The sequence below is a fragment of the Stenotrophomonas sp. AN71 genome, from assembly GCF_050435725.1.
Lineage (GTDB): Bacteria > Pseudomonadota > Gammaproteobacteria > Xanthomonadales > Xanthomonadaceae > Stenotrophomonas.
Map to the genome: position 1 here is coordinate 414,377 of NZ_JBNDKU010000002.1, position 19,381 is coordinate 433,757.

At 67.3% G+C, this 19,381-nt stretch carries 17 protein-coding genes and 1 tRNA gene; 12 read left to right on the plus strand and 6 right to left on the minus strand.

The window, feature by feature from the left end:
- Positions 1-79: 79 nt before the first annotated feature.
- The gene (locus ABH900_RS05640) at positions 80-1,246 is read left to right on the plus strand and encodes a lytic polysaccharide monooxygenase (protein WP_429621920.1); all 1,167 of its coding nucleotides are present in this window, start codon (positions 80-82) and stop codon (positions 1,244-1,246) included.
- 74 nt (positions 1,247-1,320) lie between these two features.
- Here ABH900_RS05640 and ABH900_RS05645 read toward each other — a convergent pair whose 3' ends face one another.
- The gene (locus tag ABH900_RS05645; protein WP_429621921.1) at positions 1,321-2,070 is read right to left on the minus strand and encodes a ferredoxin--NADP reductase; all 750 of its coding nucleotides are present in this window, start codon (positions 2,068-2,070) and stop codon (positions 1,321-1,323) included.
- Between the two features lie 84 nt (positions 2,071-2,154).
- On the opposite strand from ABH900_RS05645, the gene ABH900_RS05650 reads away from it, so the two are divergent.
- The 5 genes from ABH900_RS05650 to ABH900_RS05670 all read left to right on the plus strand — a co-directional run bounded on the left by ABH900_RS05650 (position 2,155) and on the right by ABH900_RS05670 (position 6,642).
- Positions 2,155-3,123 carry an ABC transporter ATP-binding protein gene (locus ABH900_RS05650; RefSeq protein WP_429621922.1) on the plus strand — a complete coding sequence of 323 codons (969 nt, stop codon included), beginning with the start codon at positions 2,155-2,157 and terminating at the stop codon, positions 3,121-3,123.
- Positions 3,120-3,920, plus strand: a complete 801-nt coding sequence (locus ABH900_RS05655; protein WP_429621923.1) for an ABC transporter permease — start codon at positions 3,120-3,122, stop codon at positions 3,918-3,920. The genes ABH900_RS05650 and ABH900_RS05655 overlap by 4 nt, the downstream gene beginning before the upstream one ends.
- A 178-nt stretch (positions 3,921-4,098) precedes the next feature.
- Positions 4,099-4,650 carry a hypothetical protein gene (locus ABH900_RS05660; RefSeq protein WP_429621924.1) on the plus strand — a complete coding sequence of 184 codons (552 nt, stop codon included), beginning with the start codon at positions 4,099-4,101 and terminating at the stop codon, positions 4,648-4,650.
- Between the two features lie 172 nt (positions 4,651-4,822).
- On the plus strand, positions 4,823-5,761 hold the full coding sequence (gene panE / locus ABH900_RS05665) for a 2-dehydropantoate 2-reductase (protein WP_429621925.1): 939 nt from the start codon (positions 4,823-4,825) through the stop codon (positions 5,759-5,761).
- A gap of 50 nt (positions 5,762-5,811) precedes the next feature.
- A complete protein-coding gene (locus ABH900_RS05670; RefSeq protein WP_429621989.1) occupies positions 5,812-6,642 on the plus strand; it encodes an NAD-dependent epimerase/dehydratase family protein in 831 nt (276 codons plus the stop codon).
- A 76-nt stretch (positions 6,643-6,718) separates the two neighbouring features.
- Here the strand turns inward: ABH900_RS05670 and ABH900_RS05675 are convergent, their stop codons facing one another.
- Positions 6,719-7,516 (minus strand): TatD family hydrolase, encoded by a 798-nt coding sequence (locus ABH900_RS05675; protein ID WP_429621990.1) that lies wholly within the window; start codon positions 7,514-7,516, stop codon positions 6,719-6,721.
- Between the two features lie 67 nt (positions 7,517-7,583).
- Here ABH900_RS05675 and hrpB point away from each other — a divergent pair, with 67 nt between their 5' ends.
- Together hrpB and ABH900_RS05685 are read left to right on the plus strand one after the other, a co-directional pair.
- Entirely contained in the window at positions 7,584-10,088 is a 2,505-nt protein-coding gene (hrpB, locus tag ABH900_RS05680; RefSeq protein ID WP_429621926.1) for an ATP-dependent helicase HrpB, read from the plus strand.
- Between the two features lie 211 nt (positions 10,089-10,299).
- Complete coding sequence (locus ABH900_RS05685; RefSeq protein WP_429621927.1) at positions 10,300-10,674, plus strand: hypothetical protein; 375 nt, start codon at positions 10,300-10,302, stop codon at positions 10,672-10,674.
- 93 nt (positions 10,675-10,767) lie between these two features.
- Here the strand turns inward: ABH900_RS05685 and ABH900_RS05690 are convergent, their stop codons facing one another.
- Together ABH900_RS05690 and ABH900_RS05695 are read right to left on the minus strand one after the other, a co-directional pair.
- Positions 10,768-11,307, minus strand: a complete 540-nt coding sequence (locus tag ABH900_RS05690; protein WP_429621991.1) for a pseudouridine synthase — start codon at positions 11,305-11,307, stop codon at positions 10,768-10,770.
- 170 nt (positions 11,308-11,477) lie between these two features.
- Entirely contained in the window at positions 11,478-12,335 is an 858-nt protein-coding gene (locus ABH900_RS05695) for a class I SAM-dependent methyltransferase (protein WP_429621928.1), read from the minus strand.
- A 169-nt stretch (positions 12,336-12,504) separates the two neighbouring features.
- Here ABH900_RS05695 and ABH900_RS05700 point away from each other — a divergent pair, with 169 nt between their 5' ends.
- The 4 genes from ABH900_RS05700 (at position 12,505) to ABH900_RS05715 (ending at position 16,935) form a co-directional block, all read left to right on the plus strand.
- Positions 12,505-13,461, plus strand: coding sequence for an aldo/keto reductase (locus ABH900_RS05700; RefSeq protein ID WP_429621929.1), 957 nt, complete (start codon positions 12,505-12,507; stop codon positions 13,459-13,461).
- A gap of 649 nt (positions 13,462-14,110) precedes the next feature.
- A tRNA-Thr gene (locus ABH900_RS05705) sits at positions 14,111-14,178 on the plus strand.
- Between the two features lie 355 nt (positions 14,179-14,533).
- On the plus strand, positions 14,534-15,658 hold the full coding sequence (locus ABH900_RS05710) for a slipin family protein (protein WP_429621930.1): 1,125 nt from the start codon (positions 14,534-14,536) through the stop codon (positions 15,656-15,658).
- Between the two features lie 56 nt (positions 15,659-15,714).
- Positions 15,715-16,935, plus strand: coding sequence for an RtcB family protein (locus ABH900_RS05715; RefSeq protein WP_429621931.1), 1,221 nt, complete (start codon positions 15,715-15,717; stop codon positions 16,933-16,935).
- Between the two features lie 93 nt (positions 16,936-17,028).
- Here the strand turns inward: ABH900_RS05715 and ABH900_RS05720 are convergent, their stop codons facing one another.
- Positions 17,029-17,649: a ParB-like protein gene (locus ABH900_RS05720; protein ID WP_429621932.1), complete on the minus strand. Its 621-nt coding sequence runs from the start codon at positions 17,647-17,649 to the stop codon at positions 17,029-17,031.
- The gene (locus ABH900_RS05725; protein WP_429621933.1) at positions 17,646-19,316 is read right to left on the minus strand and encodes a SulP family inorganic anion transporter; all 1,671 of its coding nucleotides are present in this window, start codon (positions 19,314-19,316) and stop codon (positions 17,646-17,648) included. Before ABH900_RS05725 ends, ABH900_RS05720 begins: the two co-directional genes overlap by 4 nt.
- Positions 19,317-19,381 lie beyond the last annotated feature (65 nt).

Here is a 19,381-nt window from a genome sequence, read left to right on the forward strand (position 1 = left end):
CCGTGGTGCCGCCGAAAGTCCGCCGCGCAGCGCAGCTCCTGCGGTCACCGTTCCCTTTCGACGACCACAAGGATGCGCCATGTCATTCCGATCCACACCGCTGTTGCTGGCTACCTCGTTCGCTGCTGCGGGCCTGTGCCTGACCGGCACCGCGTTCGCGCACGGCACCATGACCACGCCGGTCAGCCGCGTCTACGCCTGCTTCCAGGGCAATCCGGAGAACCCGACCAATCCGGCCTGCGCCGCGGCCAAGGCCGTCGGTGGTTCGCAGGCGTTCTACGACTGGAACGGCATCAACCAGGCCAACGCCAACGGCAACCATCAGGCGGTGGTGCCCGACGGCAAGCTGTGCAGCGGCAACAACCCGACCTTCCGTGGCCTGGATGTGAACCGCAGCGACTGGCAGACCACGCCGATCCAGCCCGATGCGAACGGCAAGTTCACCTTCGTGTTCAAGGCCACCGCGCCGCATGCCACGCGTGACTGGCGCTTCTTCGTCACCCGCGAAGGCTGGCAGCCGGGCAGCGCGCTGCGCTGGGCCGATCTGCAGGAGTTCTGCACGCTGGGCAATACGCCGCTGTCGGCCGATGGCACCTACAAGCTGCAGTGCACGCTGCCGCAGCGCAGCGGCCAGCACGTGATCTACAACACCTGGCAGCGTTCGGATTCGACCGAGGCGTTCTACACCTGCATGGACGTGCGCTTCCAGGGCGGTGGCACTGCGCCGGCACCGCAGTGGCAGGATGCCGGTCCGGTCACCGCGCGCGGCGAGCTGCCGGTCGGCACCACCCTGGCGCTGCGCGTGTTCAACGCCAACGGCAATGATGTCGAGCGCGTGGAGGCCACGCTGGCCAACGGCCAGACCGCCGCCGCGCAGTGGCCGCAGGTGCTGGCCCGCAAGGTCAACGCCAGCGCCCAGCACGCACGCGTGGGCGTGCTTGCCAATGGCGTGATCACGCCGGCCGCCTCGGCCACCGACAACCGCGTGTATCTGAAGGACGGCAACCGCTTCCAGCTCGACACCCAGGTGCCGGACCCGGGCACGCCGTCGCCGGGGGGTGATTTCGACCACGTGTACCCTGCCGGCATCGGCAGCTACGTGCCCGGCCAGACCGTAGTGAAGGGCAGCGATGGCAAGCTGTATGCCTGCCGCCCGTTCCCGGAAGGCGCATGGTGCAACGTCAATGCCGAAGCGTACCGGCCGGGCGTGGGCTCGGCCTGGCGCGATGCGTGGATCGCATACTGAGGCAGGTTCCGGGGGCGGCATGAGGCCGCCTCCGGTTCATGGGGTTGCCGGCCGGCGGCCGGCACTACCCTGGCTTATTTGCTGCTGACGTACTTTTCGCGGCGGATCTGCGGGTTGCCCAGGCCGGCGGCCTTCAGCTGCTCGGCGCAGGCATCAACCATGTCCGGGTTGCCGCACAGGTAGGCGATGTCGGTGGCCGGGTCCGGCGTGAAGCCGGCCAGCGCCTGCTGCACGTAGCCGTGCTGCACGTCCGGATGCGGATCGGCCGGCAGTTCGCGCGACAGGCACGGAACATAACGGAAGTTCTCGTGCTTTTCGGCGAAGCTGTAGAAATCGTCGCTGTACAGCAGTTCGCCCGGGCTTCGCGCGCCCTGCAGCAGCACGATCTGTACGCCACGCTCGGCCATGGCCGTTTCCAGCAGCGGCAGCATGGAGCGGTAGGGGGTAACGCCGGTACCGGTGGCGATCAGCAGGTAGCGGGCGTTGTGGTCACCGGGGTTCAGGCAGAACCGGCCGTAGGGACCGGACGCACTGATCTGGCCGCCGTGCTCCAGCGCCTCGAACAGGGCCGTGGCGGCGCCACCGGGCACGAAACTGACCGCGATATCGACCGCCTCGCCCGGGCCCAGCGCATGGTCGTGGATGGTCGCAAGCGAGTAGCTGCGCTTGGTTTCAGTGCCGTCGGCGTAGCTGAAATGGACCTGGATGAACTGGCCGGGCTGGAAGTCCAGCGGCTGTCCGTCGTCACGCACGAACTGGTAGTGGCCGACGGTCGGGGCCAGCATGCGGCGACCGACCAGCTTGAGGGGAAATTGAACAGGCACGGCTTTTCGGGACAGTGTGTAGCCGGGGCAAGCCCTCGGGGTCTTCTATAATAGCCGCTCCCCGCCCCTCTCCAGCGCCAGCCCATGGGCGCGAAGGCTTCGAGCTTGGCCTCCCTGAACGATACGGCGCCCGCCCTGCGCGTGCGCGACCTGCGCAAGACCTATGACAACGGCACCCAGGCCCTGAAAGGGGTTTCCCTGGAAGTGGCTCCGGGCGACTTCTTCGCCCTGCTCGGCCCCAACGGCGCCGGCAAGTCGACCCTGATCGGCATCATCAGTTCCCTGGTCAACCTCAGCGAGGGCCAGGTGGAGGTGTTCGGCAGCGACCTGGTGCGCAACCGCAGCGCCACCATGCGCCTGATCGGGCTGGTGCCACAGGAAATCAACTTCAACCTGTTCGAGAAGCCCTTCGACATCCTGGTGAACTACGCCGGCTTCTACGGCGTGCCGCGCGCGGAAGCCGAGCAGATGGCCGAAGTCGAGCTCAAGCGCGCCCACCTCTGGGAAAAGGCGCAGGTGATGAGCCGCACCCTGTCCGGTGGCATGAAGCGCCGGCTGATGATCGCCCGCGCGATGATGACCCGGCCGCGCCTGCTGATCCTGGACGAGCCGACCGCCGGCGTGGACATCGAGATCCGCCGCGACATGTGGCGGGTGCTGAAGGAGATCAACGCCGCCGGCACCACGATCATCCTCACCACCCACTATCTGGAAGAGGCAGAGCACCTGTGCCGCAACCTGGCCATCATCAACCACGGCCAGATCGTCACCCAGGGCCCGATGCGCGAACTGCTGGCCAAGCTTGATGTGGAAGGCTTCCTGCTGGACATCGACGGCACCCTGCCCGCGCAGCTGCCGGTGATCGAAGGCGCGGTGCTGACCGCTACCGATGGCCATACGCTGGATATCGACATGCCGCGTGCGATGGATCTGAACCGCGTGTTCGAAGCACTGAACGCAGCCGGCATCCGCGTGCGCTCGATGCGTACCAAGAGCAACCGCCTGGAGGAACTGTTCGTGCGCCTCACCGGCAACCAGGAGACGTCCGCATGAGCAGCACCCCGACCCCGGTCCTGACCGACGGCCAGCGCAACCGCATCGCACTGATGACCATCGTGCGCCGCGAAGTGGCCCGCATCATGCGCATCTGGGGCCAGACCCTGGTGCCGCCGGCGATCACCATGACCCTGTACTTCCTGATCTTCGGCGGCCTGATCGGCTCGCGCGTGGGCGACATGGGCGGCTACAGCTACATGCAGTTCATCGTGCCGGGCCTGGTGATGATGAGCGTGATCCAGAACAGCTACGGCAACATCAGTTCGTCGTTCTTCGGCGCCAAATTCGGCCGCCACGTGGAAGAACTGCTGGTCAGCCCGATGCCGAACTGGGTGATCCTGTGGGGCTACGTGGCCGGTGCGGTGCTGCGCGGCCTGATGGTGGGCGTGATCGTGCTGATCATCGCGATGTTCTTCACCCCGGTGCGCATTCCGCATCCGCTGGTGACGCTGACCACGGTGATCCTGGGCGCGACGATCTTCTCGCTGGCCGGCTTCATCAATGCGGTGTATGCGAAGAAGTTCGATGACGTGGCGATCGTGCCGACCTTCATCCTGACCCCGCTGACCTACCTGGGCGGCGTGTTCTATTCGGTGAAGCTGCTGCCGACCTGGGCCGAGGCGGCCACCCACGCCAACCCGATCTTCTACATGGTCAACGCGTTCCGCTATGGCCTGCTCGGCAGCAGCGATGTGCCGGTGGTGGTGGCGTATGCGCTGATGATCGGCTTCGTGGTGGTGCTGACGGCGCTGGCGCTGTGGCTGCTGCGCCGCGGCGTGGGCATGCGCAGTTGAGCTGACCTGCCGTGCCCTCGTACCCGGGGCCGGCGGCGGTTGATGGATCCGGCGTGGCAGGCACTTGCCACGCTCCCCGTTCAGTCGTTTAATCGACGCGCTTCACCCGACCGACCAGCGAGCCTCCGGGCCCGCTGGTTTTTCATATGCCATGGACGCACACAGGGGATCCACACAGATGTTGGCCCACCGTACCGCCGGCCGCTGCCGGCTCGTCGTTGCTTCGCTGTTCCTGCTCGTTCTTGCCGGCTGCTCCACGCGGCCCCTTCCGTTGAACTATGCGCCCAGCTCGGTACTGACCGCCGAAGGCAAGGTGGATGTCACCGCGTTCGAGTACCTTCCCGCCAAGGGCGGCAAGATCAAGCCCAACCAGGTGCGCAACACCGCCATGGGCGACATCCTGTTCGAGAAGAATGTCGATGCGATCATGCGTGACGCCGTGTTCTCCGAGCTGCGTCTGGTCGGGGTCAAGATGGACAAGAGCGGCAACGTGCTCAGCGGAAAAGTGGAAGAGTTCCTGATCGACGACCTGGGCTACAGCGTCGACTGGACCCTGCGCGTACGCTACGTCGTCACCACGCCGAAGGGCGATGTCGTCTATGACCAGGTCAAGAACGTGCAACGCAACACCACCAAGTTCGCCAACGTGTTCGGCGCACTGAACGAGACCATCAAGCTCAACATCGAGCAGACCATCCAGGATCCGGCGTTCATCACCGCGATCAACTGATGGGTAACCCCTGCCAGGGGCGGCCCGGGGGTTTCGCGCGGTTCTGTACGAAGCCCCCGGCCGGCCCTGCAGGAGACTGCAGCCCGGCCAAGCACCACGCCGGGCACCACCGCCAGCCGCGATCTCCGGCACAATCGCTGCATTGATTCCCCCAGAAAACGGTGAACGTGCAATGCGCATCCTGATCCTCGGCGCCGGCGGTACCGGCGGTTACTTCGGTGGACGCCTGGCCCAGGCCGGTGTGGACGTGACCTTCCTGGTGCGTTCCGCACGCGCCGCGCAGCTGGACCGCGACGGCCTGGTCATCCGCAGCCCGCTGGGCGATGCAAGCTTCCCGGTGCAGCACGTCACTGCCGATGCGCTGCGCGCGCTCGCTGCGCAGAGGCCGTTCGACCTGGTCATGCTCAGCTGCAAGGCCTACGACCTGGACAGCTCGATCGACGCCATCGCGCCTGCCGTGGGCGCCGACACCACGGTGCTGCCGATCCTCAACGGCCTGCATCACTACAACACGCTGGATGCGCGCTTCGGCCGCGAGGCGGTGCTGGGCGGCCTGTGCTTCATCAGCGCCACCAAGGCAGCCGATGGCGCTGTGCTGCATCTGGGCAAGCCGGCCAAACTCACCTTCGGCGAACGCGATGGTGGTGCGATCTCCCCGCGGGTTCGCGCGTTCGCCGCCCTCTGCGCGCAGGCCGATCTCGACCACCTCGCCAGCCAGCACATCGGCCAGGAGCAGTGGATCAAGTACACGTTCCTGACCGCACTGGCCGCGGCCACCTGCCTGCTGCGCGCGGACATCGGCACGATCGTCGCCACCGATGATGGCCAGGCCATCGTGCGCGGCCTGTACGACGAGTGCCTGGCCGTGGCCGAGGCCGCCGGCGAACCGATTCCCGATGCGGCGCAGGACACCGCGCGTGGCACGCTGACCCAGGCCGGTTCGGCGCTGAAGGCCTCGATGCTGCGTGACCTGGAAGCCGGCCAGCAGGTGGAAGCCGAGCAGATCGTCGGCGACATGCTGGCACGGGCACGCAAGGCCGACCAGGAGGGCCTGCTGCTGCAGGTGGCCTACAGCAGCCTGCAGGCCTACCAGGCACTGCGCGGCGCGTGAGCCTGGCCCCGCAGGTGAGCCCGCTGCCCGCGCGGGTGGTGATCCTCGGCATGGGCTGGAGCGGATGCGTGCTGGCCACGCAGCTGCAGGCGCTGGGCGTGCGGGTGGTGGGCACGACGCGCGACCCGGCGTCGGCACCGGACGACGGCCTGTTGCGGCATCCACTGCGTACCGACACCACGCTATCAGCGGCGCTGCTCGATGAAATCGCACAGGCCGAGGCCGTGCTGTGCAGCGTGCCGCCCGATGCCGAGGGTGACCCGGCGCTGCGCGTGTTACTACCGGCACTGCAGGCCAGCCCGGCCCTGCGCTGGGTCGGCTATCTCTCGTCCACGTCGGTGTATGCCGATCGCGCAGGTGGCTGGATTGACGAGAGCAGCGAGGCCGATGCGGTTGAAGCCACCGGCATGCAGCGCAGAAGGGCTGAAGCCCAGTGGCGTGCGCTCGCAGTGGAACGCGGCATTACGTCGGCACTGTTCCGCCTGCCGGGTCTGTATGGGCCCGGCCGCAATGCGCTGCTGCAGTTGTCGCAGGGCCGTGCACGCCACATCGTGCGGCCCGGGCTGGTGTTCAACCGCCTGCACGTGGAGGATCTGGCGGCGGTGATCATCGCCGCATTGCAACGGCCGGCCGCGCAGGGGTTGTATCTGCCCAGTGACGACGAACCGGCACCGCCACAGGATGTGCTGGCCTTCGCCGCGCAGCTGGGCGGCTTTGCGATGCCAGCGGCGGTGGCCTGGGACGACCCGGCGCTGAGCCCGACGCTGCGGCGCTTCTACCAGAGCAACAAGCGCATCGACAGTCGCGGCACGCGTGCGGTGCTGGGCTGGGAGCCGAGGTTCCCGACGTATCGGGAAGGGCTGCGCAATCTGCTCCGGTAGTGCCGGCCGCTGGCAGGCCATCGCGTGGCAATTACGGCGTTCTTGAGGTTGCCGGCCAGCGGCCGGCACTACCAGATCAATGCGCGTCGGGCAGACGGAAGAACGCGCGCGTGGCGGCGGTGGCGTTGGCTGCGGTCACTGCCACCTCCTCGCCACGGTCACGCGCCAGCTCCTCCACGATGTGCGACAGGAACATCGGCTCGTTGCGGCGATCCTTCGGCATCGGCTTCAGCGTACGCGGCAGCAGGTACGGCGCGTCGGTCTCGATCATCAGGCGGTTGGCCGGGATGTTCTTCACCAGCTCGCGCAGATGCGCGCCACGACGTTCGTCGCACAGCCAGCCGGTGATGCCGATGTACCAGTCCTGGTCGAGGTAGTCGAACAGCTCATCGCGCTCGCCGGTGAAGCAATGCACCACGGCCGGGCCAAGACGGCCCTCGACGTTCTTCATCTGCGCCATGAAATCGGCGTGCGCGTCGCGCTGGTGCAGGAATACGGGCTTGCCCGTGTCCACCGCCAGCTGCAGCTGCCGCTCGAAGGCGCGATGCTGGGCCGGGCGCGGGGAGAAATCACGGAAGTAGTCCAGCCCGCACTCACCCACCGCCACCACCTCCGGATGGGCGTGCAGCGCGCGCATCTCGGCATCGCACTCCTCGGTGTACTCCACCGCGTGGTGCGGGTGCACACCCGCGGTGGAGTACAGGAAGCCCGGGTGCTGCTGCGCCAGCTGCAGGGCCAGCGGCGAATGCTCACGGCTTGCACCGGTGATGACCATCTGCACCACGCCGGCCTGCCGCGCGCGGTCCAGCACGGCATCGCGGTCGCGGTCGAAGGAGTCGTGGGTCAGGTTGGCGCCGATATCGATCAGGTGCATGGTCATCGCGAGGGAAAAGTGCCTGCGCATTGTACCTGTGCCCGCCGCGGCCCCTTATCCTTTGCACATGAACACCCCGCACTTCCCGATCTCCCCGCTGCTGCCGCAGATCCAGCAGCACCTGGCCGCGCAGCCGCGACTGGTGCTGGAAGCGCCCCCGGGCGCCGGCAAGACCACCCAGGTGCCGCTGGCGCTGCTCGATGCGCCGTGGCTGCAGGGCCGCAGGATCATCCTGCTGGAGCCGCGCCGGGTGGCCGCACGCAGCGCTGCGCTGTTCATGGCACGCCAGCTCGGCGAAGAGGTGGGCGATACCGTGGGCTATCGCATCCGCTTCGAGAACAGGATCTCCGCGCGTACCCGCATCGAGGTCGTCACCGAGGGCATCCTGACCCGCATGCTGCAGGACGACCCGATGCTGGAGACGGTCGGTGCGATCCTGTTCGACGAATTCCACGAGCGCCATCTCAGTGGCGATCTCGGCCTTGCGCTGGCGCTGGACGTACAGGCCCAGCTGCGCGATGACCTGCGCCTGGTGGTGATGTCGGCAACGCTGGATGGCGAGCGGCTGGCGCGCTTCCTCGATGCACCGCGCCTGAGCAGCGAAGGCCGCAGCTACCCGGTGGTGATCAGCCACTTCCCGGCACGCCGTGATGAGACGCTGGAACTGCAGGTGCGTCGCGCGGTGCAGCAGGCGCTGGCCGAACACCCGGGAGACCTGCTGGTGTTCCTGCCTGGCCAGCGCGAGATCGCGCGCGTGCAGGGGGGGTTGCGGGAGTCGCTGGACAGCAGCATCGAGGTGCTGGCCCTGCACGGCGAACTGCCGGTGGAACAGCAGGCGCGCGTGCTGCAGACGGCCAGCGACGGCCGCCGCCGCGTGGTGCTGGCCACCAACGTGGCCGAATCCTCGGTGACGCTGCCCGGCGTGCGCGTGGTGATCGACAGCGGACAGGCGCGCGAACCCCGCTACGACCCCAACAGCGGCTTCACCCGGCTGGACGTGGTGGCGATCGCGCAGGCCTCCGCCGACCAGCGTGCCGGCCGCGCCGGGCGCGTGGCTGAAGGCGTGGCCTGGCGGTTGTGGCCGCAATCGCAGCGGCCGGAACCGCAACGCCGCGCCGAGATCGACCAGGTGGAGCTGGCCGGGCTGGCGCTGGAACTGGCGGCCTGGGGCAGTAGCGACCTGCGCTTCCTCGATCCTCCGCCCGCCGGGCCGATGGGTGCAGCGCGCGAACTGCTGCAACGGCTCGGTGCGTTGTCCAGCAACGGGACGATCAGTGCACTCGGGCGCCGCGTGTTGGCACTGGGTACGCATCCGCGGATGGCGGCGATGCTGCTGGCCGCACCTGATGCACGCGCGCAGGCGCTGGCCGCCGATCTGGCTGCCTTGCTGGAGGCACGCGATCCGCTGCGCCAGGGTGGTGACGCGTTGGCGGCACGTTGGCGCGCGTTGGCGGCCTTCCGTAATGGCCGCGCACCCGCCGACGCCAACCGCAGTGGACTGGCGGCCATCGACGCCGCCGCGAAGCAATGGCGTCGGCGCCTGCGCTGCGAGGCCGCGCCACCAGCCAGCATCGAGGCCCACGAGCTCGGTGACCTGCTCGCACACGCCTTCCCCGACCGCATCGGTTTCCAGCATCCCAGCGACCCGCTGCGCTACCTGCTGGCCAACGGCCGCAGCACGCGCCTGCACGAATTGAGCGACCTGCGTGGCGAACCGTGGCTTGTGGCCAGCGAACTGCGCTTCGAGGCCCGTGATGCGCTGCTGCTGCGCGCCGCACCGGTGGACGAAGGTCAGCTGCGCAAGGCGTGGCCGGAGCGTTTCGTCACCGAAGATGTGGTGCGCTGGGATGGCGAGCGCCGTGCGCTGGTGGCGCTGCGCGAGACCCGCTTCGACCGCATCGTGCTGGACAGCCGCTCGACCGGCCGGGTCGATCCGCAGCTCGCCGCACAGGCACTGACCGATGCGGTGGCCGAACTCGGCCTGCAGGCATTGCCGTGGACCGAGGGCCTGCGCCAGTGGCAGGCACGGGTCGAGTCATTACGGCGCTGGATGCCGGAGCTGGAGCTGCCCGACTGCAGCGACGCGGCCCTGCTGGCCAACCGCGCGCAATGGCTGCAGCCCGCTTTCGCCGGCAAGAGCCGCCTGGATGCGCTGGACGAGTCCAGCTTCAGCGAGGCGCTGAAGTCACCGCTGGAGTGGTCGCAGCGGCAGCTGGTCGAGCGTCATGCTCCGACCCGCATCACCGTGCCATCCGGACTGGAGCGGCCGATCACCTATGCGCTGGACAGCGAGAAGGGTGAGCCGCTACCGCCGGTGCTGGCAGTGAAACTGCAGGAGCTGTTCGGCCTGGCTGACACCCCGCGCATCGCCGATGGCCGCGTGCCACTGACCCTGCACCTGCTGTCACCCGGCGGTCGCCCATTGCAGGTCACCCAGGACCTGCGCAACTTCTGGGAGAACACCTACGCCGAGGTGAAGAAGGAAATGAAGGGCCGCTACCCGCGCCATCCATGGCCGGATGACCCCTGGACCGCAACGGCCACGCACCGGGCCAAGCCGCGCGGAACCTGAGCATGGGGTCGGATCCCGTTGCAACGCAACGGGCTCTGACCCCGTACATCCCTGCTGGGGTCAAAGCCCTTTCCCGAAACAAAGGGATCCGACCCCACCCTGCCTGATCCTGAATGGCTGGGGTAGAGTCACACCACACGCCCGTGCGACTGACATACCGTTTACAGGCAACGCGACACACTGGACTTCGACCCGAGGCAAGGACCCCCGCATGAGCAGACTGACTGTAATCACCGACCGCGCTCTCGAGCGCGCCCTGGACCTGGCCCACAGTGCAGGTGATGGTTTGAAGAGCGCCGGTGGCAGCCTGCGCAACGCTGACTGGATCAAGACCGGCGCCGCCATCGGCGCGGTGAAGACCGGCGGCAAGGCCGCAACCCGGTTCGCCAAGCGCAACCCGGCAGTGACCATCGCCGCTGCCGCGGTCGGTGTTGGCCTGCTGGGCTACGCGCTGTACCGCAAGCAGCAGAAGAAGAAGGCCGCCAATGGCCAGCTGGTCGACGGCCAGGCGCATCGCATCAGCGCACGCGACCGTCGCAACGCCACCGTCGTGGACGAACACAGCGATATCGGCAGCGACGCCTGATTCGCCGGGGTCGGATCCCTTCCGCAGGAGGGGCTCCGACCTCACAACGCTGCATGAGGGTCGGGTGCCGGAAGGCCTCCGGCCCTTTTTCTTTCAGCCAATCTGCCGCCACTGTCCCGGTTGCAGATCGTCCAGCCGGTACGGTCCCATCGACACCCGCACCAGCCGCAGCGTCGGCAGGTTCACCGCCGCGGTCATCCGCCGCACCTGGCGGTTGCGGCCTTCACGGATCGTGACCGCCAGCCAGCTGTCGGGCACGGTCTTGCGGAAGCGCACCGGCGGATCACGCGTCCACAATGATGGTGCCGGATCCAGGCGTTCGATCTTCGCCGGCAGCGTTGGGCCATCATTGAGCAGCACCCCATCGCGCAGCTGCTGCAACTGGTCATCGCCGGGCATGCCTTCCACCTGCACCCAGTAGGTCTTGTCGGCCTTGTGCCTCGGGTCGGTCAGCTTGTGCGCCAGCGTGCCGTTGTCGGTCAGCAGCAGCAGGCCCTCGCTGTCATGGTCAAGGCGTCCGGCGGCATATACGCGCGGCGGCAGGCCGAATCCGGCCAGGGTCGGCCGCGGCGGTACGCTGCGGTCGGTGAACTGACAGAGCACGTTGAAGGGCTTGTTGAAGGCGATCAGCATTGCGGAAACGGCGGGGGGCGGATGGCGCATTGTCCCACGCCACGCGCCCCCCAACGGTAGAGCCGAGCCCATGCTCGACTGCTGTTGCGCTCCGTCGCTCTGCGCGCGATGAGCCGAGCATGGCTCGGCTCTACAGAGTCAATGCGTGCACGCCATACCGCGCTGCCGATTTACGGCTTGATGAAGCGCAGGGTCATGCGGTCGCTTTCGCCGATCGCCTGGTACTTCGCATCATCGGCCTTGTCGTGCTGGTTGGTCGGCGGCAGCGTCCACACACCGTTCGGGTGATCCTTGGTGTCACGCGGGTTGGCGTTGACCTCGGTGCGGCCATCGAGCTTGAAACCAGCAGCCTCGGCCATCGCGATCACCTGCTGCTGGCCGACATAGCCGGTGTCATCGTCGTCGGCCACATCGGTCTTGGCACGATGCTCGACCACACCCAGAACACCGCCCGGCTTGAGCACGCTGAAGAAGCCCTGGAACATGCCCTGCGCCTGGCCGGCCTTGCGCCAGTTGTGCACGTTGCGGAAGGTCAGCACCACATCGGCCGAGTTGGCCGGGCCGAACACCGGCTTGGCCGGGTCGTAGGCCACCACGGCGGTCTTGCCGAACTGCGCCGGTGCACCGGCGTACTTCTTTTCCAGGCTGTCGCGGCTGCGCTGCTGGTAGTCACGGCCACGGCCTTCGGCCACCGCCATCGGATCCACCACGGCGGCGACGTAACGCCCATTGTCATGCAGCAGCGGCGCCAGGATTTCCGAGTACCAGCCGTTGCCGGGGGTGATCTCGATGACGGTCTTTTCCGGCGCGACCTTGAAGAAGGCCAGCGTCTGCGCAGGATGGCGATAGGCGTCGCGCTTGACGTTGTTGGCATCGCGGGTCGGCGCTTTCACCGCGGCATCGATGGCCGGTGATACCTGGATCTTCGCCGGCGCCACCGTGGCCGGTGCGGCGAACGCGGGAACAGCGGCAAGCAGGGCCGAGGCAAGCAGCAGGCGGCAACCACGCAGGGACGAAGCAGGCATCATCGGGACGACTCCAACGGAAGATGCGGCGAGACTAGCAGTCGCAGCGTCCCAGGTGTTCACAAAACGTTAGCTGCGTGCGTGTCGCGGAACACTGTTTTGTGGCCATCGCCGCAGCACGGTCACACAACGCGTTCTATTCTGGAACACTTCCCCCAAGGAGTCCGTGCCCATGACGGCAACCCGCGAACTGGGCCGTTCCGGCCTGCATGTACGTCCGCTCGCCTTCGGTGGCAACGTATTCGGCTGGAGCGCCGATGAAAAGGCCAGCTTCGCCCTGCTCGATGCTTTCGTCGATGCCGGTTTCAATCTGGTCGATACCGCCGACGTGTACTCGGCCTGGGTGCCGGGCAATCAGGGCGGCGAATCGGAAACGCTGATCGGGAAGTGGTTCGCCCGCAGCGGCAAGCGCGACAAGGTGGTGCTGGCGACCAAGGTGGCCAAGTGGGCCGAACGCCCCGGGCTGACCCCGGACAACATCAATGCCGCGGTCGAGGATTCGCTGCGCCGCCTGCAGACCGATGTGATCGATCTGTACCAGGCGCACGAGGATGATGAGTCGACGCCGCTGGAAGCGACCCTGGCCGCGTTCGGTCGCCTGATCGAAGCCGGCAAGGTGCGGGCCATCGGTGCCTCCAACTACAGCGCCACGCGCCTGGCCGATGCGCTGAAGGTGTCCACCGACTACAAGCTGCCGCGTTACGAAACCCTGCAGCCGGAGTACAACCTGTACGACCGCGCCGGCTATGAGAAGGAACTGGAACCGCTGGTGCAGCGCGAGCAGATCGGCGTGATTGGTTACTACGCGCTGGCCAGTGGCTTCCTCAGCGGCAAGTACCGTACGCCGGCCGATGCGGCCAAGAGCCCGGCGCGTGGCGAGACGGTGGTGAAGCGCTATCTGAACCCACGCGGCCTGCGCATCCTGCAGGCACTGGATGACGTGGCCAGCAAGCACGGCGCAACTGCCGCGCAGATCGCATTGGCGTGGCAGATCGCGCGGCCGTCGATCACTGCACCGATCGTCAGCGCCACCAGCGTCGAGCAGCTGCATGACCTGCTGGCCGCAGCGAACGTGTCGCTGAGCGTGCAGGATGTCGCGCAACTGGATGCGGCCAGCGCGGAAGGTTGAGCGCGCGCGATGCCGGCCGCGGGTCGGCATCGCCATCGCGGCCGAGAAAATAATTCAACAAAATGGTTGCGCACGACTAAATCGTGGTTTATCGTGCGAACCTCGTTTCAACAACCACTGGAAACCTCCCTTGAACGCGCATTCCGTCGCCATCGCCAAACTGCTGCCATGCCTGCGCATGGACGTGCTGGCGCGCGCGTTCGGCAAGGAAGTCCAGCTGACAACGGCCTGATACCCGCCCTGCGGAGATCGGCCACCCCGATCTCCGAGGCCTGACGACGCCCTCGGAACGCAAGTCCCGGGGGCGTTTTCGTTTGCGTCGACACAAGGACCCGCGATGCCAGAACTGCACCCCGCGCGGCACCCCGCCGCACACTGATTCAGGTTTTCCCGCCGCGCCGGAGGAGTTTCTCCGTGCGCACGGCAACGCCTGGACATTATCTGCATCGCACCCAAACATTATCGCTCGCCGATAATGTCGGTGGCCTGCACCCTCGATTATCCAACGGTCCCGTTTCAACCACGGGCTGGTGCGCGCGGCGTTGCCGTGGCGTATGCCGGAGGTCGCGGACATGCCATCGCCTGGATCGCCTGCTGGAGGCAGGCGCCGGTTCGCCGGTACGCGGTTCGATTCCGCGCGGTTCACCACTGGATAGCTCAGTAGGGTAGAGCAACGGATCCGTAATCCGTCTGTCGTGGGTTCGATTCCCACTCCAATCAGTGACCTTTCACGTCATTGCCTGAAGCAACACCCGGGGCGCAAGCCCCAGCGGCCATCGTCGCCGGTCCTGCGAACGCCTCCGGGCGCCGCAGGAACGGCAACGGAGCGCACGCCGGGCCTCGGCCTGTCAGCACCACCCGCCCCGCTCCGCTCCGGTGCTGTTTGCCGGCAGGAACAGTGTCAATGGTGATGACGCACCGCAGGCCCCGCGCGCGGACCGTCTGCCGATGGCCGCCCTTTTCCGCTGGCTGCACGGAGTGTGCAGCCGGCCCTGCCATGACCGGATCGACCCGGGTCATGGCATTCATTCCGTCGGGTCGAACCACCAGAGCCATACAAGGAGAGACTCCCATGTTCTGGACCATCAAGGTCGTGATCGGCGACGGCGAGCGCGGCCTGGTGTATCGCAACCGTCGTTTCCAGCAGATCCTGCTGCCGGGCGTGCACCAGCTGTCGCCGTTCGGCGGCCGCCCGCACGTGGACGTGTACAACGCATCGAAGGGCGCGGCCTATACCGGCAGCGACCAGGACAGCCTGATCGAAGCACTGGGTGCGACGCTGGACACGCACTTCGTGCTGGCCAACGTCGGTGCCAGCGAGGTCGGCCTGTTGCTGCGCAACGGCCGCATCGATGAGGTCCTGCCGCCGGGCAGCCGCCGTCTGTACTGGCGCGGTTCGGTCGACACCCAGGTCCGCGTGATGGCGCTGGGTGTCGAGCCATACGTGCCGGCAGACGTGCAGCAGCGCCTGGGGCAGCTGGGCGTGCTGCCGCGCGTTGCAGTGATCAGCACCGTGCCGAGCGAGTCGGTCGGCCTGCTGTTCATCGATGGCACGCTGCGGCAGGCGCTGGGCGCCGGCCTGCACGCGTTCTGGAACTTCAACGGCAACGTGTCGGTGGAGCGAGTGGAACTGCGTGCGCGTTCGCTGGACGTGTCGGGCCAGGAGCTGCTCAGCCGCGACAAGGTGACCCTGCGGGTGAACCTTGCCGCGAGCGTGCAGGTGACCGATCCGGTGCGTGCACACCGCACGCTCAGCAATGCCGATGAGTTCGTCTATCGGCAGCTGCAGTTCGGCCTGCGCCAGGCAATCGCCGCACGCAGCCTGGACGAGCTGCTGGGCGACAAGGCCGCGCTGGACGGCGAGATCGCCGCCCATGTGCAGGCCGCGATCGAGGGCCACGGTGTACGGCTGCTCGGCGTGGGCATCAAGGACGTGATCCTGCCGGGCGAGATGAAGGAGATCCTCAACGGTGTGGTGCTGGCCGAGAAGCAGGCCCAGGCCAGTGTGATCCGTCGCCGCGAGGAGGCCAACGCCACGCGTTCGCAGCTCAACACCGCAAAGCTGATCGAGGACAACCCGGTGCTGATGCGCTTGAAGGAGCTGGAGGCACTGGAGAAGGTCACCGAGAAGATCGACAAGCTCACCGTGTTCGGCGGCCTGGACGGCGTGCTGAAGCAGCTGGTGACGATCAAGTAGGGGGCAGCGGCGGCGCAGGGACGCGCCGCCGGCCCATCAGGGACATTCGAGACAACATGGACATTCAAGACAACTATCAATGGCTGCATGCCGAGGGCAGCACGCCGATCAAGGGCTGGGTCAACGGTGTCCCACTGGAGGCACAGGCGCATGAGCAGCTGCGCAACATCGCCGCGATCCCGTTCGTCGGGCCGTGGGTGGCGGTGATGCCGGACGTGCACCTGGGCAAGGGCGCAACCGTGGGCTCGGTGATCCCGACCCGTGGCGCGATCATTCCGGCCGCGGTCGGCGTCGACATCGGCTGTGGCATGGCCGCCGTGCGCACCACGCTGCGCGCCAACGACCTGCCCGATGACCTGCGGCAGCTGCGCAACAGCATCGAGCGCAGCATTCCGGTCGGCAACGGGCGCGGCGGTGAACACCACCGCATGCCCGACAGCATCCACACCCGGCTGGTGCAATCCGGGCTGGCCGCCGGACTGGAGAAGATCAAGGACAAGCACCGCAGGATCCGCACCGACAAGCTCGACCGGCAACTGGGTACGCTCGGCGGTGGCAACCACTTCATCGAGCTGTGCCTGGACGAAACGGACGCGGTGTGGGTGATGCTGCACAGTGGTTCACGTGGCACCGGCAACCTGATCGGCACGTACTTCATCGAGAAGGCGCGCGAGGAGCTGGCGCGACGCGTGCTCGGCTTCCACCTGCCGGACAAGGACCTGGCGTTCTTCATGGAAGGCGAGCCGCTGTTCGACGACTACGTCGAAGCGGTGTCATGGGCGCAGGACTACGCGCGGCAAAACCGCGAGGCGATGATGTCGCGCGTGCTGGCCGAGATGCGTCACCGGCTGCCGAAGTTCCAGCTGGCAGCGATGGCGGTGAACTGCCACCACAACTACGTGCAGAAGGAAACGCATCGCGGGCAGGAGCTGCTGGTGACGCGCAAGGGCGCGGTGAGTGCCCGCGAAGGCGAGCTGGGGATCATTCCCGGCAGCATGGGTACGCGCAGTTACATCGTGCGTGGCAAAGGCAATGCGGACAGCTTCCACAGCTGCAGCCACGGCGCCGGCCGGGTGATGAGCCGCGGTGCCGCGCGCCAGCAGATCACGCTGGCACAGCACCGCGAAGCGACCGCGCACGTAGAGTGCCGCAAGGACAGCGGTGTGCTGGACGAGTCGCCGGCGGCCTACAAGTCGATCGACGATGTGATGGCGGCACAGCTGGACCTGGTGGATGTGGTGCACACGCTGCGGCAGGTGCTGTGCGTGAAGGGATGATGGAGCGGTGCCGGCCAAGGCCGGCACCCGCCGCATTCAACGGACCTGCAGTAGATCCACGCCACGCGTGGATGGCGCAATGGCCAACACCCCTCACCCGTGCTCGATGCCGCACCACCCCGGCAGATAGCGCGCATCATCGTGCCGCGCATGTTCGGTCGCGGTGGCCACCGCCTGCTGGAAATCCCGGCGGATCAACTTGCGGGTCATCCGCTGGCGGAAATGGTCGGCCCACAGGAATTCGGCGAACGGCTGCACCGATTTGGCATAGCCGCCACGGCGACGCACCTCGCCGGCCAACGAACGATGCGGGTCATCGGCCAGATCCAGCAGCGATTTCGGCATCGCCGAGGGTGGCTGGCGTGTTCCTTCGGCATCGAACGGATGGGCCCAGCAGTAGCGCTCCATCACCGTCCAGAACAGTTTGCGCGGCAGGTGTGAAAGATCGCCCTGCACGACGGTCAGCACATGCTCGATGCCCTCCTCATGCAGCGCCAGCGCCAGATGGTGATGGTCGATCAGGTAGGGCCGGTTCGATGGTCCCATCACCACCGGCACCATGTGCCGGCCGAGGTAGCGCTCCTCGCCCTGCTTCGGCAGGGTCTTCCACTGCGCACGCTTGCGTTGCACTTCCAGCAGGCCCACGCTCATCTGTGTCGGCCGCAGGTCGAGAATGGCAACCGGTGAAAGCCGCGGTTCGGGAATGCGGGTCATGGCGTACCTCGTGCGTGGTAGTGGTCGATGGCCTGCTGCACACTGTGGCTCACGCCGTCGGGCCCCAGCAGTGCGGCAATGCCGAAACGGTCGAGCGCCTGCATCGCGCGCACCGAGCCCAGCCGGGCAATGATGAACACGATGCCCTTCTGCTGGCACAGACCGATCACCTCGCGCAGTGTCTGCGCCGCGCTGTAGTCGATCTCGACGATCGCACTGCCTTCCAGCACGATCAGGCCCGGCGCCGGCGTCGCCTCCATGCTGGCCAGCAGCTGCCGCTTGAAACTGTCGGCGTTGGCGAACAGCAGCGGTGCCTGGAAGGCCAGCACGGTCACGCCGGGCTCGGTCTCGCCACGGTTGCCCGGCCACCAGACCGTGCTGCCCGGCAGGCGCGACAGCGCCAGCATCGGGCTGTGCGCGATCATCCACACCCCGTGCAGCAGGGCAAGGCCCACACCAATCGCGATGCCCGACTGGATCGGCAGGCACACCACCGCCAGGAAGGTCAGCACCGCCAGCAGCGCTTCGCCACGCGCGCGCCGGGCGATATCGATCAGCACGCGCAGGCGGAACAGGCGCACCGCCACGAACAGCAGCACGCCCGCCAGCGCTGCATCGGGGATGGCACCCAGCACACCGCCACCGCAGAAGGCCAGCAGCATCACCAGTGCCGCGGCGATCAACGCGCCCAGCTGCGAGGTCGCACCGGCTTCCACCACCACGGCCGTGCGCGGCGGGCTGGCATTGACCGGGAAGGCTCCGAACGCGGCCGACAGCAGGTTGCCGGCGCCGACCCCGAGGAAGTCCTTGTTGACGTCGGGCTCTTCCTCGCCGGGGAACGCACGGTCCACCGCGGCGACCTGCATGATGATCACCAGAGTCAGCAGCAGTGCCAGCGGCACCAGGGTAGTGAAGGTCTCCAGTGAAGGCAGCTGCCACGCCGGCGGGTAAGGTGACACCGCGCCGAGAGTGCCCACACCCAGCCGCTTGGCCCCGAATGTTGCAACCAGCAAGGTGGCGACGGCCACCGCGATCAACGCACCGGGAACGCGCGGGTTGATCCGGTCGCACAGCGCCATCGCCAGCAGCACGCCAAAGCTGATCAAGGTCGGTAGCAGCTGCGCATGGGGCAAGGCCAGCAAAAGCTCGTACAGGCGTTCGGGCAGCTCGCTCGATGGCAGGCTGACGCCCAGTGCCACCGGCAGCTGCGAGGCCGCGATATGGACGGCGATGCCCCCCAGGAAGCCGGTCACCACCGGCACCGACAACAGTGCGGCAACCACGCCGATCCGCAGCAGCGCCGCCAGCGCCAGGAACAATCCAACCAGCAACGCCAGCACCACGGCGCTGCCGGCCAACGCGCCAGACTGCTGCGCGGCCAGGCCCGCCAGGGTAAGTGCGAAGATCGGCGTGATGGTGGAATCGGCGCCGACCGTCAGCCGGCGGTTGCGGCCCAGCAGCACGAAGCCCAGCGTGCCGCCCACGAAAGCGTAGAAGCCGACCTGCGGCTCGAAGCCGCCCAGCCGCGCCGTCGCCATCTGTTCCGGCAGCGTGATCGCGGCCAGGGTCACGCCGGCGATGGCATCGCGGGTGGCCTGCGCCGGTCGCCAGCCACGCAGGCCCTGCAACGGTGCCAACAGCGATCTGAGGCGGTTCACTTCGTCCATGCCGGGTCCGGGGCGCAGGCGGGGGTGCCGTCACTATCTGCGCTCGGCGGTGGCCCGACAATGGT

Coding starts and splice junctions, on each gene's coding strand:
- ABH900_RS05725 (WP_429621933.1), bottom strand. CDS start 19,316: ATGGACGAAGTGAACCGCCTCAGATCGCTGTTGGCACCGTTGCAGGGC.
- ABH900_RS05710 (WP_429621930.1), top strand. CDS start 14,534: ATGTTCTGGACCATCAAGGTCGTGATCGGCGACGGCGAGCGCGGCCTG.
- panE (WP_429621925.1), top strand. CDS start 4,823: ATGCGCATCCTGATCCTCGGCGCCGGCGGTACCGGCGGTTACTTCGGT.
- ABH900_RS05675 (WP_429621990.1), bottom strand. CDS start 7,516: ATGCACCTGATCGATATCGGCGCCAACCTGACCCACGACTCCTTCGAC.
- ABH900_RS05660 (WP_429621924.1), top strand. CDS start 4,099: ATGTTGGCCCACCGTACCGCCGGCCGCTGCCGGCTCGTCGTTGCTTCG.
- ABH900_RS05720 (WP_429621932.1), bottom strand. CDS start 17,649: ATGACCCGCATTCCCGAACCGCGGCTTTCACCGGTTGCCATTCTCGAC.
- ABH900_RS05655 (WP_429621923.1), top strand. CDS start 3,120: ATGAGCAGCACCCCGACCCCGGTCCTGACCGACGGCCAGCGCAACCGC.
- ABH900_RS05670 (WP_429621989.1), top strand. CDS start 5,812: ATGGGCTGGAGCGGATGCGTGCTGGCCACGCAGCTGCAGGCGCTGGGC.
- ABH900_RS05640 (WP_429621920.1), top strand. CDS start 80: ATGTCATTCCGATCCACACCGCTGTTGCTGGCTACCTCGTTCGCTGCT.
- ABH900_RS05700 (WP_429621929.1), top strand. CDS start 12,505: ATGACGGCAACCCGCGAACTGGGCCGTTCCGGCCTGCATGTACGTCCG.
- hrpB (WP_429621926.1), top strand. CDS start 7,584: ATGAACACCCCGCACTTCCCGATCTCCCCGCTGCTGCCGCAGATCCAG.
- ABH900_RS05650 (WP_429621922.1), top strand. CDS start 2,155: ATGGGCGCGAAGGCTTCGAGCTTGGCCTCCCTGAACGATACGGCGCCC.
- ABH900_RS05715 (WP_429621931.1), top strand. CDS start 15,715: ATGGACATTCAAGACAACTATCAATGGCTGCATGCCGAGGGCAGCACG.
- ABH900_RS05690 (WP_429621991.1), bottom strand. CDS start 11,307: ATGCTGATCGCCTTCAACAAGCCCTTCAACGTGCTCTGTCAGTTCACC.
- ABH900_RS05685 (WP_429621927.1), top strand. CDS start 10,300: ATGAGCAGACTGACTGTAATCACCGACCGCGCTCTCGAGCGCGCCCTG.
- ABH900_RS05695 (WP_429621928.1), bottom strand. CDS start 12,335: ATGATGCCTGCTTCGTCCCTGCGTGGTTGCCGCCTGCTGCTTGCCTCG.